Annotated in this window: 13 protein-coding genes; 6 read left to right on the forward strand and 7 right to left on the reverse strand. The window is 73.2% G+C overall.

All coding sequences use genetic code 11. From position 1 onward, the window contains the following. Positions 1–3 precede the first annotated feature (3 nt). From egtD to VNG13_12845, 5 genes are all read right to left on the reverse strand, one after another. Positions 4–969 (reverse strand): L-histidine N(alpha)-methyltransferase, encoded by a 966-nt coding sequence (egtD, locus tag VNG13_12825; protein HVA61401.1) that lies wholly within the window; start codon positions 967–969, stop codon positions 4–6. Continuing rightward, a complete protein-coding gene (gene egtB, locus VNG13_12830; protein ID HVA61402.1) occupies positions 969–2,162 on the reverse strand; it encodes an ergothioneine biosynthesis protein EgtB in 1,194 nt (397 codons plus the stop codon). The genes egtD and egtB overlap by 1 nt, the downstream gene beginning before the upstream one ends. Positions 2,163–2,217: 55 nt before the next feature. Further along, complete coding sequence (locus tag VNG13_12835; protein HVA61403.1) at positions 2,218–2,760, reverse strand: amino-acid N-acetyltransferase; 543 nt, start codon at positions 2,758–2,760, stop codon at positions 2,218–2,220. Between the two features lie 31 nt (positions 2,761–2,791). Then, positions 2,792–4,498, reverse strand: coding sequence for a DUF4012 domain-containing protein (locus VNG13_12840; GenBank protein HVA61404.1), 1,707 nt, complete (start codon positions 4,496–4,498; stop codon positions 2,792–2,794). 200 nt (positions 4,499–4,698) lie between these two features. Then, on the reverse strand, positions 4,699–4,995 hold the full coding sequence (locus tag VNG13_12845; protein HVA61405.1) for a hypothetical protein: 297 nt from the start codon (positions 4,993–4,995) through the stop codon (positions 4,699–4,701). Positions 4,996–5,295: 300 nt separating this feature from the next. On the opposite strand from VNG13_12845, the gene VNG13_12850 reads away from it, so the two are divergent. Further along, a complete protein-coding gene (locus VNG13_12850) occupies positions 5,296–6,729 on the forward strand; it encodes an exopolysaccharide biosynthesis polyprenyl glycosylphosphotransferase (GenBank protein ID HVA61406.1) in 1,434 nt (477 codons plus the stop codon). Here the strand turns inward: VNG13_12850 and VNG13_12855 are convergent. Next, positions 6,689–7,834, reverse strand: coding sequence for a glycosyltransferase (locus VNG13_12855; protein ID HVA61407.1), 1,146 nt, complete (start codon positions 7,832–7,834; stop codon positions 6,689–6,691). The two genes, VNG13_12850 and VNG13_12855, sit on opposite strands and share 41 nt — an antisense overlap. A gap of 75 nt (positions 7,835–7,909) precedes the next feature. Between VNG13_12855 and VNG13_12860 the strand changes: the two genes are divergently transcribed. The 4 genes from VNG13_12860 to VNG13_12875 are packed head-to-tail and all read left to right on the forward strand — an operon-like array spanning position 7,910 to position 12,415. After that, on the forward strand, positions 7,910–9,046 hold the full coding sequence (locus tag VNG13_12860; GenBank protein ID HVA61408.1) for a glycosyltransferase: 1,137 nt from the start codon (positions 7,910–7,912) through the stop codon (positions 9,044–9,046). Next, on the forward strand, positions 9,043–10,413 hold the full coding sequence (locus VNG13_12865) for an O-antigen ligase family protein (protein ID HVA61409.1): 1,371 nt from the start codon (positions 9,043–9,045) through the stop codon (positions 10,411–10,413). The genes VNG13_12860 and VNG13_12865 overlap by 4 nt, the downstream gene beginning before the upstream one ends. Next, positions 10,395–11,441: a glycosyltransferase gene (locus VNG13_12870; protein HVA61410.1), complete on the forward strand. Its 1,047-nt coding sequence runs from the start codon at positions 10,395–10,397 to the stop codon at positions 11,439–11,441. The genes VNG13_12865 and VNG13_12870 overlap by 19 nt, the downstream gene beginning before the upstream one ends. After that, positions 11,438–12,415 (forward strand): glycosyltransferase, encoded by a 978-nt coding sequence (locus tag VNG13_12875; protein ID HVA61411.1) that lies wholly within the window; start codon positions 11,438–11,440, stop codon positions 12,413–12,415. The genes VNG13_12870 and VNG13_12875 overlap by 4 nt, the downstream gene beginning before the upstream one ends. 2 nt (positions 12,416–12,417) lie before the next feature. Here the strand turns inward: VNG13_12875 and VNG13_12880 are convergent, their stop codons facing one another. Next, positions 12,418–13,803, reverse strand: coding sequence for a hypothetical protein (locus VNG13_12880; GenBank protein HVA61412.1), 1,386 nt, complete (start codon positions 13,801–13,803; stop codon positions 12,418–12,420). Positions 13,804–14,087: 284 nt separating this feature from the next. Between VNG13_12880 and VNG13_12885 the strand changes: the two genes are divergently transcribed. Next, on the forward strand, positions 14,088–16,238 hold the full coding sequence (locus VNG13_12885) for a putative glycoside hydrolase (protein HVA61413.1): 2,151 nt from the start codon (positions 14,088–14,090) through the stop codon (positions 16,236–16,238). Positions 16,239–16,245: the final 7 nt, after the last annotated feature.

A 16,245-nucleotide genomic window follows, 5' to 3' on the forward strand; every position in this document is an offset into this window, starting at 1 on the left:
CGGTCAGCGCAGCGGGCGGGCCAGGGTCAGCTGGAAGTCCCCGTCGGGATCGGTCCACGCCTGCTCGACGCCGAAGCCGGCGGTGGCCAGCTCGTGCTCGATCCGCTCCGGGGTGAACTTCGCCGAGATCTCGGTGAGGAGGTACTCGCCCTCGTCGAAGCCGATGATCAGGTCGAGGTCGGTTACGTGGACGCTCTGCGCGACGCGGGACCGCAGCCGCATCTCGATCCACTGCGCGTCGGCGTCCCACACGGCCACGTGGTCGAAGGCGGCCAGGTCGAAGTCGGCGCCGAGCTCGTTGTTCAGCACCTGGAGCAGGTTGCGGTTGAACTCGGCGGTCACCCCGAGGCTGTCGTCGTAGGCGCGGACCAGGCGCTGCGGGGACTTGACCAGGTCGGTGCCGAGGAGCAGCGTGTCGCCGCGGGTCATCCCGGCGGCCAGGTCGGCGAGGAACACCGCCCGCTGCGCCGGGGTGAGGTTGCCGATCGTGCCGCCGAGGAAGGCCACCAGGCGCCGGCCGTCGGTCGGGATCTCGCCGAGATGGCGGTGGAAGTCGCCGACCACCCCGCGGACCTCGACCGCGAACTCGCGGCTGATCCGCGCGGCGGCCTCCCGCAGCGCCACCTCGCTGACGTCGAACGGCACGAACCGGTGCAGCGAGCCGGCCGCCGCCATCGCCGTGAGCAGCAGCCGGGTCTTCTCCGACGATCCGGAGCCGAGCTCGACGAGGGTGTCGGCGCCGGCCCGCCCGACGATGTCGGAGGCGTGGGTGGCGAGGATCGCCCGCTCGGCCCGGGTCGGGTAGTACTCCGCCAGCTTGGTGATGTCGTCGAACAGGCGGCTGCCCCGCTCGTCGTAGAACCACAGTGGCGGCATCGACTTGGGGCTGGCGGTGAGCCCGGCGGCGGCGTCGGCGAGCAGCGCGGCCCGGCGCTCGCCCTGCGCGAGATGCACGTCGACGGTCAGCATCAGCGCAGCGGCCCGCGGGCCAGCCGGGCGCCGCTGAACGCCCAGCGGGCCGAGGGCGGGAAGAAGTTGCGGTAGGTGAGCCGGGCGTGCCCCGGGGGCGTGACGGCGCTGCCGCCGCGCAGCACGTGCTGGCTGACCATGAACTTGCCGTTGTACTCGCCGACCGCCCCGCGGGCCGGCTGGAACCCCGGGTAGGGCAGGTAGGCCGAGCCGGTCCACTCCCACACGTAACCGGCGCCGGCCGGTGCGGCCGCCTCCCACTCGAACTCGGTGGGCAGCCGGGCCCCCGACCAGCGGGCGTAGGCGTCCGCCTCGTAGTAGCTGATGTGGCAGACCGGCTCGTCGGTGGCGACCGGGCGGGGGCCGCCGAGGGTGAACAGCTGCCACTCGCCGGCGTCCTCGAACCAGTACAGCGGCGCCGTCCAACCCTGGTCGAGCACGGTCGCCCACCCGTCGGAGAGCCACAGTTCCGGGCGGCGGTACCCGCCGTCGGCGACGAAGGCCAGCCAGTCGCCGCAGGACACCGGCCGGTCGGCCAGCGCGAACGGCTCCAGCAGCACCCGGTGGCGCGGGGTCTCGTTGTCGAAGCAGAAGCCGTCCCCCGCGTGGCCGATCGCGGCGACGCCGCCCGGATGCTCGACCCAGCGCGCGGCCCGGTCGAGCGTGCCGGCCCGGTGCGGAACGTCGCGGTAGGCGGGGCGCATCACGTTGAGCGACAGCGCGTGCTTGATGTCCATCAGCAGCAGCTCCTGGTGCTGCTGCTCGTGGTTGAGGCCCAGCTCGGTCAGCTCCGCTAGCCCCCCGGCCAGCGGAGCGGCGAGCAGGTCGCGCATCGCCCGGTCGACGTGTTCCCGGTAGGCGGCGACCTCCGCGATCCCGGGGCGGGAGATCACACCGCGCTGCGGGCGCGGCTGGCGGGGCCCGACCGCCTCGTAGTAGGAGTTGAACAGGTAGCCGAATGCCGGGTCGAACGGCCGGTAGCCCTCCCGCGGCTCGAGCAGGAACGTCTCGAAGAACCAGCTGGTATGGCCGCGATGCCATTTCGTGGGGCTGGTGTCCGGCATCGACTGCACGGTCTGGTCCTCGGCCGAGAGCGGGGCGGCGAGCAACTCGGTTTGGGCACGCACGGCCCGGTAGCGCTCCGCCCAGCTCGCCGTCGGACCGGGGTCGCCGCCGCTGTCGTTCAGGGAGATCGCGAGATCTGGAGCTGCGACCTGTGGCTGCGAGGTCACGGACACCCTTCGAACGCTACCCGCCCGGGGGGTGTTCGATGCCTACCGGATGCGGTTCAGGCCGGGCTTCCAGCTCGACGAGCATCCGGGTGTTGCCCAGGGTGTTCGGCTTGACCCGTTCCAGGTCGAGGAATTCGGCGACCCCCTCGTCGTAGGAGCGCAGCAGCTCGGCGTAGACCTCGGACTCCACCGGCGCGCCGTCGGTGACCCGAAACCCGTGCCGGCCGAAGAAGTCCACCTCGAAGGTCAGGCAGAAAACCCGCCGGATCCCGAGCTCCCGGGCGGTGTCGAGCAGCCGCTCGAGCAGGGCGTGCCCGACCCCGCGGCCCCTGGCCTCGGGGGCGACGGCGAGGGTCCGGATCTCGGCGAGGTCCTGCCACATCACGTGCAGCGCCCCGCAGCCCGCGATCCCGGGTCCGGACGCCGGTTCGGCCACCCAGAACTCCTGGATGTCCTCGTAGAGGGTGACCGTCGCCTTGTCCAGCAGGATCCGCCGGCCGGCATAGGTGTCGACCAGCGCCCGGATCGCCGCCACGTCCTCGGTTCGGGCCCGGCGGATTCGCACGAGGGCGGAACCTACCCCGGTCCGGTCAGCCAACGGCCACCGTCAGCGTGGACACGCTCGTCCACGGTCGGTCGATCGAGGGCAGCGGGGCGTGCAGGCGGACCCCGGACTGGGCGGAGAACCGGACCACGAGCTGCGCCGGGTACACCGTCGGTTGCGGCACGAGCAGCAGCCGGTAGCTCCCGCCGGTGATCGCGACGGTGTAGGACAGGCTCAGCGTGACGCTCGCGCCGCGGGGGAGGACCACCTCGGTCAGCAGCTGCTGGCCGCCGTCGAGCGGCTCGACCTCCCCGCGGCCGGGGACCCCGTCGACGGAGAACCCGGTCACCCGGGCGGAGCCACCGAAAGCCAACCCGACCAGCTCGCTGAGCCGCCCCGGATGCAGCGGTCCGGCTACGTAGCTGCCGAGGGCGGCGGGGGCGTCGTTATGCAGATGAAAGGTTTCGAAGACCTCCGCCTGTCCTTTACCGAGAACGACCTGCACGTCGAGCGTGCGGCGGGCGTAGTAGTCGAGCTTGTTGCCGTGCATCGGGCTGTCCCCGAGGTTGTCCACCGTCGCCATCGCGATGTCGCCCCCCGCGGGGTCGACCGCCCCGGCGGCGCCGGCGTCGACCAGCTCCGCCTCGGCGGCGGGGTCGGCGCTCCACAGCACGATGTGCCGCCCGGCGACCTGCGCGGCGAGGGTCAGGATGAGGCTGAGCGTCGGGGGCCGGCCGAGCAGCGTGCGGACCACCCCGCCAGCGGCCCGTTCGAGCCCGACCCGCCGGGCCTGCTGCTGCGCGGGGTCGACCGGGACCGGGCCGTAGCTTTGCACCAGCAGGTCGTAGGCCAGCTCCGGGCCGGTCACCCGGTGCCCGTCGGGGAGCAGCACCGTGGACCCGGTGCTGCCGACGATCGCCGCCATCGCCGGCACGTCGAGCAGCACGACCGCGTCGGGCCGCACGCCGAGGCTGCGCTGGGTCAACCCGGCCAGCACCGTGGCGCTGTCCGGGACGCTCGGGGAGAAGTTGGCGTTCGTCCAGATCGTGGTGTTCGCGCCGAACCCGCCGTAGGAGCGCAGGTAGTCCGCCGGGGCGGGGACCGACGTGGCGTAGGACGGCGACCTGGACAGGCTGGACGTGACGTCGCGGAACGCGCCGACCGTCAGCCGGCCGCTGCTGCTGTGCGCCAGCGCGACCGTCGAGACGAGGCCGCCGGTGCCGCGGATCTCGGCGTTGTTCTCCAGTCCCAGCAGCAGGGTGCGCGGGCCGCCGGCCCCGAGCAGGTCGCCGAGCGCGGCGGTCATCGCGGTGGCCCGGCGCAGGCCGGCGTCGGCGCCGGCGACCCGGCCGCGGGCCGAGCTGACCGCGGACCCGACGAACCAGGGGGTGAACGAGGTCTGGACCCGGTCCAGCCGGTCGAGCGCGCCGGCCACCGCGAGCTCGGAGCCCGCCAGGTCGGTGTGCAGGCGGTCGAGCCGGGTCAGGTCGATCCGGCCGGCGGTGCCGAGGTGCTCGGTGTCCGCGGCCAGCGTTCGGCTCGCGGACAGCAGCGAGACGAATGCGGTGCCGACCGCGCGTTCGGCTACTACGGAGCGCCCGAGCAGCGGGACGTCACCGACCAGCCGGGGTCCGACAGCCGAGAGCAGGCCGAGCGCCGACTGGGCGGAGCGCAGGTCGGCGGCGAGCCGGGGCAGCGTCTGCGCGACGCCGACGTGCTCGCCGGCCGCGAGGTTGCGCAGATCGTCCCGCACCGCGGTCAACCGGTCGCGGACGATGACCGCGTCGACGGCGGCCCAGGCCAGCAGCCCGCACGCGGCGACGACGAGGAGGGCGACCGCGGGTCGGAGCAGGCGTCGACGGCGCGACCGGGACCCGGGCCGTCCCGGCTCGAGCCGTCCCGGCTCGGTCAGGCCCGGCTCGGGCAGTCCCGGCTCCGGCTGTCCCGGCTCGGTCAGGCGGCGGCGCGCCGGCGTCGGCCGGCGACGATCATCAGGGTGCCACCACCGAGGGCCACCCCGCCGGCCAGCGACATCAGCGCGACGTCCGCGCCGGTGAACGGCAGCGCGAAGTGCTCACCGAGCACGACGGTCGGGGGGGTCGCCTTGTGGAACTGCTTGCCCTGGACCTGCGGGCAATTCTGGCTGTACGCCTCGCAGGTTCCGCCGGCGGCCTGGGCTGCGACGGCGGGCGCGATGCTCAGCCCGATCGCAAGGGCTGCGACCGCAGTCGCTCTCGGCAGCCGGACCATCGGACGTCCCCTCGTTGTAGTGGAACAGAGTGTGACGGATTTTTCGACCGGCGGCAAGTGCTTCCTAGGTTCTGCCCGTGACTGGCGGAGCGAAACTCGTCACGCTCCGGATAATTACGGAGCGTAAAGCGGGGTAAAGACGCCTTATCGGGCGATCGACGAGACAACCCGGCTGACTGTGAGTAACCTTCCGCTTACCTGGTCGTTCTCACTGACAGTAGGGCGCGTCACGTCCCCACGCTCCGCTGTCGCGGTCAGTGACCGACCTCATCTGGCTGGAAGGTAGGGGGTGCGCTGCTCGTGAGTGTTATCAGTCGCGAGGAGAACGTCGGCTTCGCGCTTGCTCTCGCGCCGGTGGAACGGCGGATCGAGGGGCTGCTCCAGGCCCGCGAACAGCTGCGCGGTCGGGCGCTGCGCTACGGCGTCAGCCCGTTCCTGGTTGCGGTCGACCTGCTCGCCGTCGTCGTAGCCGGTGCGCTCACCGTCGCGCCGCTCCAGTCGGTCGGTGTCCTCGCCGTGGCGACGCTCGTCGTGTACGGCCTCGGCGGCCTGTACCGGTCGCGCCTCACCCTGTCGCTGCTCGATGACCTGCCCGTTCTCGTCGCGCGCGGACTGGCCGCCGGGGCCATCGCGCTCGCCGTCGACGTCGCCCGCAACGGCCGGGCCGTGCATGCGGGGCTGCTCGGCACCACCGCGGTCTTCGTGGTGGCCGCGGCGCTCGCCCGCACCGTTGCCTACACCGTCGTCCGCCAGGTCCGCAGGAACGGCTTCGTGGCGCACCCGACGCTCGTGCTCGGTGCCGGACAGATCGGCGGCCAGCTCGCCGAGACCCTGCTCGAGCACCCGGAGTACGGCCTGCTCCCGGTCGGCTTCCTCGACTCCGATCCGCTGCTGGGCGAGTCGCAGCGGCCGGTGCCGTTGCTCGGCGGCTACGACGAGCTGGCTCGGGTGATCCACGAGTTCTCGGTCCGCGAGGTCATCATCGCCTTCTCCGGCCAGCGCGAGTCGAACATGATCGACATGTTGCGTACCTGCGACCGGCTCAAGTGCGAGATCTTCTTCGTCCCCCGGCTCTTCGAGATGCACAGCGCGGGCGGGCAGGGGATGGACACGGTTTGGGGCCTGCCGCTGGTCCGGATGCGCCGGGCCGCGTACCGCTCGGCTTCGTGGCGGGCGAAGCGGCTCTTCGACGTCGTCGCCGCGGCCGTCGCGCTCACCGTCGCCGCCCCGCTCATGGGGCTGATCGCCCTCGCGGTCCGCTCCGACAGCGGGCGGGGGGTGCTGTTCCGCCAGGAGCGGGTCGGCGTCGACGGCCGCCGGTTCCAGGTCTACAAGTTCCGCACGCTGCGCCCGGTCGACGACGAGGAGTCGGCTACCCGGTGGAGTGTCGTCGGGGATCACCGGATGGGGCGGGTCGGACGGTTCCTCCGGCGCAGCTCGCTCGACGAGCTCCCGCAGCTCTGGAACGTGCTGACCGGGGACATGAGCCTGGTCGGTCCGCGCCCGGAGCGGCCGTTCTTCGCCGCCGAGTTCGCCCGCTCGCTGCCCCGCTACGTCCACCGCAACCGGGTTCCGGCCGGCCTGACCGGATACGCCCAGGTGCACGGTCTGCGTGGCGACACGTCGATCGCCGACCGGGCGCGGTTCGACAACTACTACGTCGAGAACTGGTCGCTGTGGCTCGACGTGAAGATCATCCTTCGGACCGCGATGTCGGCCGCCCGCGGCGGCTGACCGGGGGCGGGCCGCGCCGCTCGTCGAGGACGGTGGTGACCAGCGCGTTCATCTGCTCGAAGGTGACCTGCTCGTCGAGGTGGGCCGCGGCGAACGCGGCGGTTCCGGCCCGCTCGGTTTCCACCAGTGCCGGCTCGGCCAGCCGCCGCGCGACCGCGTCGACGAGTGACGCGGTCCCGGCGGGCACGACCGCGCCGCGCTGGCTCCCCCCGAGGATCTCGCGGACCCCGGCCACATCGGTGGCGACGATGCTCGAGCCGGTCGCGCAGGCCTCGAGCAGCGCGAGCGAGAGCCCCTCCCACCGGGATGGGAAGACGACCACGTCGGCCGCGGCGTACCAGGACCGCACGTCGTCGGTGGCGCCGACGTGGCGGACACCCTCGCCCGGTGCGCGGAACTCCCCGCCGCCGACTAGCTCCAGCCGCGCCCCGGGGACCCGCTGGCGGACCCGCGGCCAGGCCGCGGCCAGCAGATCCTGGCCCTTCTGTGCCGCGATCCGCCCGACGCACACGGCGAGCGGGCCGGCGCTGAGCCCGAGCGCGGCCCGGGCCGCGAGCCGTTCCTCGGCGGTCGCTGGCGGGAACCGGGCCAGGTCGACCCCGTTGCGCACCACCGCGAACCGGGATCGCACCCCGGCGCGCTCCGCGAGCTCGCGTTCGGCCTCGGACACGCACACCACCCGGTCGGCCCACCTGCCCGCCCATCGCTCCCAGCCGCGGGTTGCCGGCGCGAGCGCCCCGCCGACCGCGAGCCAGGACCAGCCGTGCGGCTGGAACAGCGTCGCGGTCCGCCCGCGCAGCGCCAGGCGACCGGCCAGCCCGGCCGTGGACGAATGCAGGTGCACCAGATCCGGGACCCGCTCGCGCAGCACCGCCGACAGCGCGGCGACCTCCCCGGCCAGCCGGCGCGACGGCCCGCGCCCCGCCGACCAGGCCAGCCGAGGTATTCCGCGCCGGTCCAGCTCGCCGCCCAGCGGCTCACCGGACGGGCAGGCGACCGCCACCTCCACGCCGCGCCGGGCCTGGTCCCCGGCCAGGCGCGCGACGTAGGCCGCGACCCCGCCGTCGGTGGGTTGCGCCACGTGGACAACCCGGGGTGTCGGCACGGAACGCACGTTATCGACCGGCACGGCCCCGTCCCGGAGGTAGCGTCGTTCGGACCCGAGCGAAAGGTCGAACGGATGTCGCAGGACGGCTCGCCGGTCGATGCGCCGGTCCGGGTCCTGCACGTCCTCGCCGGCGCCGGCGTCGGGGGGACCGAGCGGCAGCTGCTGCTCCTGCTGCCCCGGCTGGCCGGGCTGATCGACACCCGCCTGGTCATCATTCGCGGGGGGCGGCTCGCGGCCGACTTCGCCCGGGCGGTGCCGACCGAGCTGATCCCCAAACACGGCAAGGTGGACCCGGTGTTCCTGGCCCGCCTGGTCGCGGCGGTGCGCCGCCAGGCCCCGGACGTGCTCCAGACCTGGGGGACCACGGCCAACGTCTGGGGGGCCGCGGCGGCCCGGCTGGCCGGTGTGCCCCACCTGGTGGTCACCGAAGGCGCCCTCGACGAGTGGAAGGGGCGCCTGCACCGCCGGGTCGACGCCCGGGTCTACCGCTGGGCGGACCGGGTGGTGACCAACTCGGCCGCGGTCCGCAGCTTCCTCGCCGTCGGCAACGGCGGGACCCGATTCGAGGTGATCCCGAACGGGGTCGTCGTGCCGGCCGAGGTCGGGCGCGGCGAGCGGGTTGCTGGACAGGTGGTGTACCTCGGCCGGCTGCATCCGGTGAAGGGCGCGGACCTCCTCGTCGAGGCGATGCCTAGCGTGCTGCGCGCCGTCCCGAACGCCCGCTGCCGGCTGGCCGGACCGGCCGAGCAGCCGGTGGAGCGGGAGTTCGCGGGGTCGCTGCGTGCCCGGGTCGCCGAGCTCGGGCTCACCGAGCGGATCGAGTTCGTCGGCCCGGTCAGCGACCCCACCGGGCTGCTCGGCGCGGCCGCGGTCGTCGTGGTCCCGTCCCGCAGCGAGGGATCCCCGAACGTCGTCTACGAGGCGATGGCGCAGGCCGCGCCGCTGGTGGCGACCGCCGTCGGCGGGACCGCCGAACTGTTGGCGCACGGCGAGACCGGGCTGCTGGTCCGGCCCGGGGACCCGCAGGAGCTCGCCGCCGCCATCGTGGCGTGCCTCACCGATCCGCGGGCGGCAACCGCCCGGGCGCAGTCCGCGCGCGCCATGGCGGCAGCGAAGTTCGACATCGACGTCGTGGCCGGGCTTTGGGCCGCGCTGTATCGCGACGTCACCGCCGTCCCGTCGGCATCGATCCCCGGAGCCGGGCCGTGAGCCATGCCGGCACGAACCGGCTGCCCCTGGCTCGGCCGGCCCGGCTCCGACGGGGCGCCGGTGGCGGCCCCGGCGTCGCCGGCCTGCTCCTGCCCGGTCTGGTCGTCGTAGTCGGTGCCGGCCTCGCGGCGGCCGCCAGCTGGGCGACCGTCCCGGTGCTCGGCGGGCTGGCCGCGCTCGGTTGCCTCGCCTTCTTCGGCGCCCGGCCGCAATGGGCGCTGATCCTGTTCGTGGCCACGATCCCGCTGGAGTACGAGTTCAGGTTGGGCGCGAGCCCGTCGCTGACCATCACCAAGCTGGCCGGCGGGCTGTGCTTCGCCGCGTTCGCCATCTACGCGGTCCGCCAGCGGCGGCCGCTGTTCCTCGACAGCAGCCACCTGCTCATCGTCGGCCTGCTGCTGCTCGCCCTCGCCTCCACCGCGCTCTCGCAATCGGTGTCGGAGGGCACGACCACCACGCTGCGGTACGTGAGCTGGGCGCTGCTCTACTTCGTGCTCACCCAGTTCCCGGGCGACCGGGCGTTGCTCCGCCGGCTGGTCTGGGCCCTGGTCCTGAGCTCCGGCGCCGCCGGCGCGATCGGCAGCTACAACTTCCTGGCCGGGCTCACCCAGCTGGCCGACCTGCGCTACGGGCAGCAGAACGACTACGCCTTCGTGCTCGCGGCGGTCTTGCCGATCGGTGCGTGGCTGGTGCTGAACCAGACCGGATGGCGTCGGATTGTGGCGCTCGTATCGGCCGGATTGATCGCCGCCGGCATCGTCCTCAGCGTTTCCCGAGGCGCGTGGCTCGCGGTCGTCGCGTCCTTCGTCCTGTACGCGGCGGCCAACCGCCAGCATGCCAGCCGGATCGTCGGCCTGGCCCTCGTCGCCGCCGTGGTCACGTCCCTGTTCGTCTACGCCAACCCGGGACGGGTGAGCCAAGGCGTGCAGGCCAAACAGGTGGTCGCCCAGGAGAACGTCGACAGCCGCCTCGCGCTCTATCAGGGCGCCCTTGGCCTGACCGTCCGGCACCCGCTGCTCGGCGTCGGCCCCGGGAACTTCGGCAACTACTACTACCAGATCACCGGCGCCCCGCCGGGAACACCGCCGCTGCTCGTCGTCCACGACACCTACCTCGAGGTCGCCGCCGAGCTCGGCGTTCCCGGCTTCATCTTCTTCATGACCTTCCTCGCCATGTGTCTGCTCCGGCTCAACGGGGCGGTGCGTTCCGGGGCCGGCCCGCCCGGGCTCGCGGGTTTCGTCCGCGCGTCGTTCATCGCGGTGCTCGTCGGGTTTCTCACCTTGTCCGAGGAGTTCTTCGCCCCGGTCTGGCTGCTCGGGGGCCTGGCCACGATCCTGTGGGTGGAGTCGTGCGAGTCCTCCACGTGATCCAACAGATGCGGACCGGCGGTGCCGAGTCGGTCGTCGCGCGGCTGGTGCGGGCGAGCGCCTCCCGCGGCGTGGAGTGCGCCATCGTCGCCGAGCCGGGGGACCTGGCGTCGGAGCTCGACGTCGCCTGCTACCCGATCCGGCTGCTCGAACGTCATCCACTGCGCCTGCCCGGCGCCGTCCGCGACGTCCGGCGGGCCCTCGCGGCGTTTCGGCCCGACGTCTGCCACGTGCACAATCCCGGGATGGCGGTGGTGACCGCCCTGGCGACCCGCCGCCCGGCGCTGGCCACCGTGCACGGTCTGCCGGCCGGCGACTACCCGAGGGCGGCCCGGCTGTTGCGCTGGGGGCGGCTGCCGGTGGTTTCCTGCGGCCCGGGGGTCGACGAGGCGTTGCGCGCGGAAGGGCTCCGGCCGCACCGAATGGTGCCCAACGGGGTCGCGCCGGCCCCCGCCCCGATCGACCGGCGCGACGTTCTGCGCGCGTGGCGGCTGCCGCCGCAGAGCCGGCTGGTGGTCGGCGTAGGGCGGCTCGCCGCGGTGAAGAACCAGGCCCTGGCGATCCGCGCGCTGCCCGAGATGCCGGCGGCGGTGCGGCTGATCCTGATCGGCGAAGGGCCGGAGCGCGATGCCCTCGAGGCGCTCGCCGCCCGACTCGACGTGGCCGGTCGGGTGGTCTTCGCCGGAACCCGGGCGGACGCCCGGGCCATCCAGGCGGTGGCGGACGTCGCCGTATCCACCTCCACCTCGGAGGGCATGTCGCTTGCGATCTGCGAGGCGATGGCCGACCGCCGCCCGGTGGTCGCAACCGACGTCCGGGGGTCGCGGGAGATCATCGATGACGGGCGAACCGGCCTGCTGGTCCCGGCAGGCGACGCCACCGGGTTTGCCGTCGCCGTGACCCGGCTCCTCGACGATCCGGCGCTCGGGGGGCGGCTCGGGGCGGCCGCCGCGGAGGCCGTGTCCGGCTACACCGAGACCGCGATGGTCGACGGCTACCTGGAGCTGTACCGGGAGCTGGCCCGGTGACGCGCCGGCCCCGGGTGAGCCTGGTCATGCCGGCGTACAACGCGGCGGCGACGATCGGCGCCGCCCTGTCCTCGGTGCTCGCCCAGACCCTCGCCGACGTGGAGACCGTGATCGTGGACGACGGCTCCACCGACGCGACCGTCGACATCGCGCGGGCGGTGGCACCCGGGGCGACGATCGTCCGCCAGCCCAACGCCGGAGTCGGCGCCGCCCGGGCGGCGGGGATCGCGGCGGCGCGCGGCGAGCTCATCGCCTTCTGCGATGCCGACGACCTGCTCTTCGACCGCCACCTCGAGGCGCTGTACGCGGTGTGGACCGAGCGGGGGAATGGCGGCATCGCGACGGCGAACGCCTACTGGTGGTTGCCCGGCGGGATCGACGTCCGCAAGCTGCGTCACCGGGGGCGCTTCCCGCCCCCGGCCGAGCAGCGGCGGGCGATCCTGGCGTCGAACTTCCTCTCGACCATGTCGATGTTCCCACGGACCATGGTCGACCACGTCGGGTCGTTCGACCCGACGCTGCGCCAGGGCGAGGACTGGGAGTTCTGGATCCGCGCGGTGCTCGCCGGCTACCCGGTCGTGCACCAACCGCGCCCGCTCGCGCTGTACCGGTGGAGTGTCGACGGGCTGTCCGCGCGGGCGGAGTCGTTCCGGGCCGCCGAGCACGAGATCCTCACCCGGGTGGCCGCCCGGCCGGATCTGACGGATTCGGAAAGGGCCTGGGTGGGCCGCCGGCTCGCCGCCCCGACCCCCAACGACCTCGCCGGGCAGGGCGACCGTGCGCTGCGCGTCGGGCAGTACCGGGCGGCCGCCCGGCTCTACGGCGCCGCGGCCGAACTGATCCCCGACGAGACGCCGCTGGTGCGCAAGGCTCGGATCATGCGGCCGGTACCTTGGCTGGTCGGCCCGGTGCTTCGCCGCCGCCAGCTCGCCCGGGAGGCCCGGCTGGGCATGGACGAGCGGCACGACCGCTGAGCTCAGCTGGAGGCTCCGCGGACCGTCTCCCGGGCCGACCTGGCCCGCAGGTAGGGGCTGCCGTAGCCCACCGAGTCACGCACCCGGGCGCGGTTGAGCACGGTGGCGGTGGGTGTCACTCCGATGATCTTGAGCCGGTCGAGGGCGCGCTTGATGTCCCGCCGGCTCGCCGAGCCTGAGCTGGCGACCAGCAGCGTGGTGCTGCAGAACTTGGCCATCACCCGGGAATCGTTGATCGGCATCAGCGGGGTGGCGTCGAGCACCACCGCGTAGCGGCGCTCCATCTCGCGCAGCACGGCGGGGAAGGCGGAGTCGAGCAGCACGCTCGGATCCTCCACCAGCTCCCCGCTCGTCAGCACGTGCAGGTTCGCCAGCGTCGTCCCCTGGACGGCGTCCTCGAACGGCAGGCCGCGCAGCACGTCCATCAGCCCCGGCGACTTGCGCACCCCGGTCGGCTCCTCGGAGAGCAGCTCCTCGAGCCGTCCCCGTCGCAGATCGCCGTCCACGAGCAGCGTCTCGACCCCGGACCGGGCCAGCGCGACGGCCAGGCCGAACGCGACCGTGGTCTTGCCGTTGGCCACGCCGGGACTCGTGACCAGGACGGAGTCGGCGTCGAACTGGGTGAGCTGGAGGGCCACCCCGAGGTCACGCATCGCCTCGGCTACCGGACGCAGCCGGTCGTCGGTGAGGAGCGCGTCCACGCTGTGGATCCGCGGGACCCGACGGCTCTCCGGGATCTCACCGAACACCTGGATCCCGGCGGCGTGCCGGAGGGCCTCCGCGTCCTCGATCGTCCCGCCGGTCTGATCACGGACCCAGGCGGCGATGAACGCGACGATCAGACCGAGCAGCACCCCGGCGCCGATGGTGACCGTCTTGCGGGGGGAGACCGGTGCGGTGGGCAGGACCGGCGACTCGATCTCGTCCACCTTGATCAGGATGTTGCCGCCCAACTGCCCGGCCTTGACCCGGGTGTTCAGGGCGGTGACGTAGGCCGCCGCCGACAGTTGGGCGTCCAGCGGGCTCGTCGAGTTGGTGCTCAGCTTGAGAATCGTCGGGGCGTTCGGGAACGTCGAGACCTTCGCGTCGGTGAGGGCGTAGTTGCCCGGCTGGGTCGCGAGCTGCGCCCGGGCGATCACCCGGGTGTCGGCGGCGGTGATCTCCTCGGCGTAGGCCGGCGTGAGCACGCCGATCTGCGGCAGGATCTCCAGCGCCAGGGCCGGGTTCGCCGCGGTGGTGACCGGGGTCAGCGAAAGCGTGGCGGACGCCTGGTAGACCGGGGTCTGCAGCTCCAGGGCGCCGATCGACGCGCCGATCACGGCCAGCAGCGCCAGGACGAAGGTCACCCAGCGCCGGCGCAACACCGCGAGGACGTCGGGCAGGTTCATCGGGCTCCCGGCAGCTGAAGGTTTCGAGCGTCTCAGGATAGTGGCGCAGCATCGGAGTTCCCGGGGCGGATCCGCCAGGCCTGGGAATTGCCCCGGCGGCCCTGTTTCGCCTCGACCTCTGGCCGTCGATGACCATCCGTGACCGAAAATTGCGACAAACCGGCGCATATCACCGAGAAAAAATACTCAGGGTCACCCCAATGGGCGGGTCAGCGTTCGCCCGAATGCCCCGATCCCCAAAGAGAAGCGACGCACCTCGACGTCGTGGGGATCCGGAGGCGGAAGTGTTCAGGCGAGCGTTCACCATCGTGGTTGCCGGTGCGGCAGCGGCCACCTCGCTGATCGGTACCGCCGGGCAGGCGTCGGCGGCCACGCTCCCCAACCCCGCGACCGGCCTGATGGCGCTGCGCTCCGGGGACCTGCCGGCCGCCACCCAGCTCGGCCGGTACGACGTGATGGTGCTCGGCCAGCCCTCGGAGTGGGCGCAGATCCCCGCGCTCAAGGCGGCCGACCCCTCGCTCAAGGTCTACATCTACAAAGACGTCCAGGCGACCACGACGAACGAGGTCGTCGGAGGCGTGGACCAGACCCCGCTCACGACCGGTGTCGGGTACGCCGAGGCCGCCGCATCGCACCCCGAATGGTTCCTCCAGGACACCACCGGAGCCCGGGTGCCGTTCGACGACTACGCCGGGGACTGGTGGATGGACGTCGCATCCCCGAGCTACCAGGCCGCCTGGGCGGCCAACGTCGCCGCCGACGTTCACCGCTACGGGGCGGACGGGGTGATGATGGACGACGTCAACGCCGCCCTCGGATTCCACCTGGCCTCCGGCACGACCCTCGCGAAGTACCCGACCGACGCCTCGTGGGCCGCGGCCACCCAGAGCTTCCTCGAAAGCGTCGTCCCGGCGCTGCACGCCTCCGGTGTCCAGGCGATTGCCAACATCAGCGAGCCGTGGAGCACCAACTGGGAGCCGCTGTGGCAGCGGTGGGTCGGCGACGTCGACGGCGTGATGTACGAGTACTGGTCCAAGTACGGTCACGACTCGAGCTACGCCCGCCTCGGCGACGCGGGCTGGGGTTGGCAGATGCAGCAGGCCGACGACGTGGAGTCCGCCGGCAAGATCTTCCTCCCGGTGACCTACGGCGACATCAACGACACCACGTCCCAGACCTACGCGCGGGCCAGCTTCCTGCTGACCTGGAACGGTGGCCAGGCCGGGCAGATCTGGTCACCCACCTCGACGAACACCGATCCCTGGCAGCCGGCCTGGACCGCGTCGGTCGGTACCCCGACCGGGGCCCGGACCCAGCTCGCATCCGGGGTGTGGCAGCGGCAGTTCACCGCCGGCCAGGTGCTCGTCAACCCCAGCACCACGGCGACGGTGACCGTTCCGCTGGGCGCGACCTTCACCGAGCCGGACGGCACGGCGGTCAGCGCGGTGACCCTCGGTCCGACCCAGGCGGCGGTGCTCCAGTCCGCCGCGGACCCCTCGACGGCGTCAACCCTGCTGGCCGCTCGCGGGGGGGCCGCGTCGCCGGTTCCGGCGACAAGCGCCAGCGCCCAGTCGACGGTCGCCTCGATCGCCTACCCGCCGGGCGCGGCCACCGTGCTCACCGTCGAGGGCACCGACCACGCGGTGTGGATGGCCCGCGGAAGCGGCGGGGGCTGGCATGACCTCGGCGGGGTGACCACCGCCGCACCGGCCGTGGTCAGCATCCCCAACGGCTCGGGCTCGTCCGAGCTCGCGTTCTTCGCGATCAGCAGCAACCGTCGCGTCTATGTGCGCACCCTGAACCAGGGGTGGACGCAGTTCGTCGGGGCCGGCGCCTGCCTCGACGCCCCCGGTGCCGTGGTGACCGACGCCGCCGCCTTCGGCAGCGTTCCCTCCTGGTCCGACGGGCAGGCCGTCGTCGTCTCCTGCGAGAGCACGAACCACCTGCTCTACTACGCGGTGGCGCCGGTGCCCGCGAACGGCTCCGCTCCGCACGCCGGGGGTTGGACCCGCCTCGGCGGCCGCCAGGTGGACAGCGGACCGGCCATCGCCTCCGTCGACGGGCGGGTCAGCTTCTTCGCCGACGGGACCGACGGCCGGGTGGACACGCTGACCCTCGGCGCTGGTAGCCACTGGCAGACGCTGCCGTGGACGTGCTTCGGCCGCCCGGCGGTGGCGACCGTCGCCTCGACGACCACGTTCTTCTGCCGCACCCATGGCGGCAACGCCCTGGTCGCGGAGGGGAGCCCGGCGGGCTGGACCGGACCCCGGTTGCTGGCCGCCCGGCTGACCGGTGCCGTCGGCCTCGCCGCCGACGCCGCGGGCCGCACGTTCTACGTCCAGGGCCCGAACGGCCTCTACTCGCGCAGCGGCACCACCGGTTGGATCCGACTCGACCGGGCCGTTTTGAACGGGGCCGGCGCGGTCGGCACCTGAGCGACCC

The organism is Mycobacteriales bacterium (assembly GCA_035533475.1).
Taxonomy (GTDB): Bacteria; Actinomycetota; Actinomycetes; order DATLTS01; family DATLTS01; genus DATLTS01.

Coding starts and splice junctions, on each gene's coding strand:
- egtD (HVA61401.1), bottom strand. CDS start 969: ATGCTGACCGTCGACGTGCATCTCGCGCAGGGCGAGCGCCGGGCCGCG.
- VNG13_12845 (HVA61405.1), bottom strand. CDS start 4,995: ATGGTCCGGCTGCCGAGAGCGACTGCGGTCGCAGCCCTTGCGATCGGG.
- VNG13_12860 (HVA61408.1), top strand. CDS start 7,910: ATGTCGCAGGACGGCTCGCCGGTCGATGCGCCGGTCCGGGTCCTGCAC.
- VNG13_12880 (HVA61412.1), bottom strand. CDS start 13,803: ATGAACCTGCCCGACGTCCTCGCGGTGTTGCGCCGGCGCTGGGTGACC.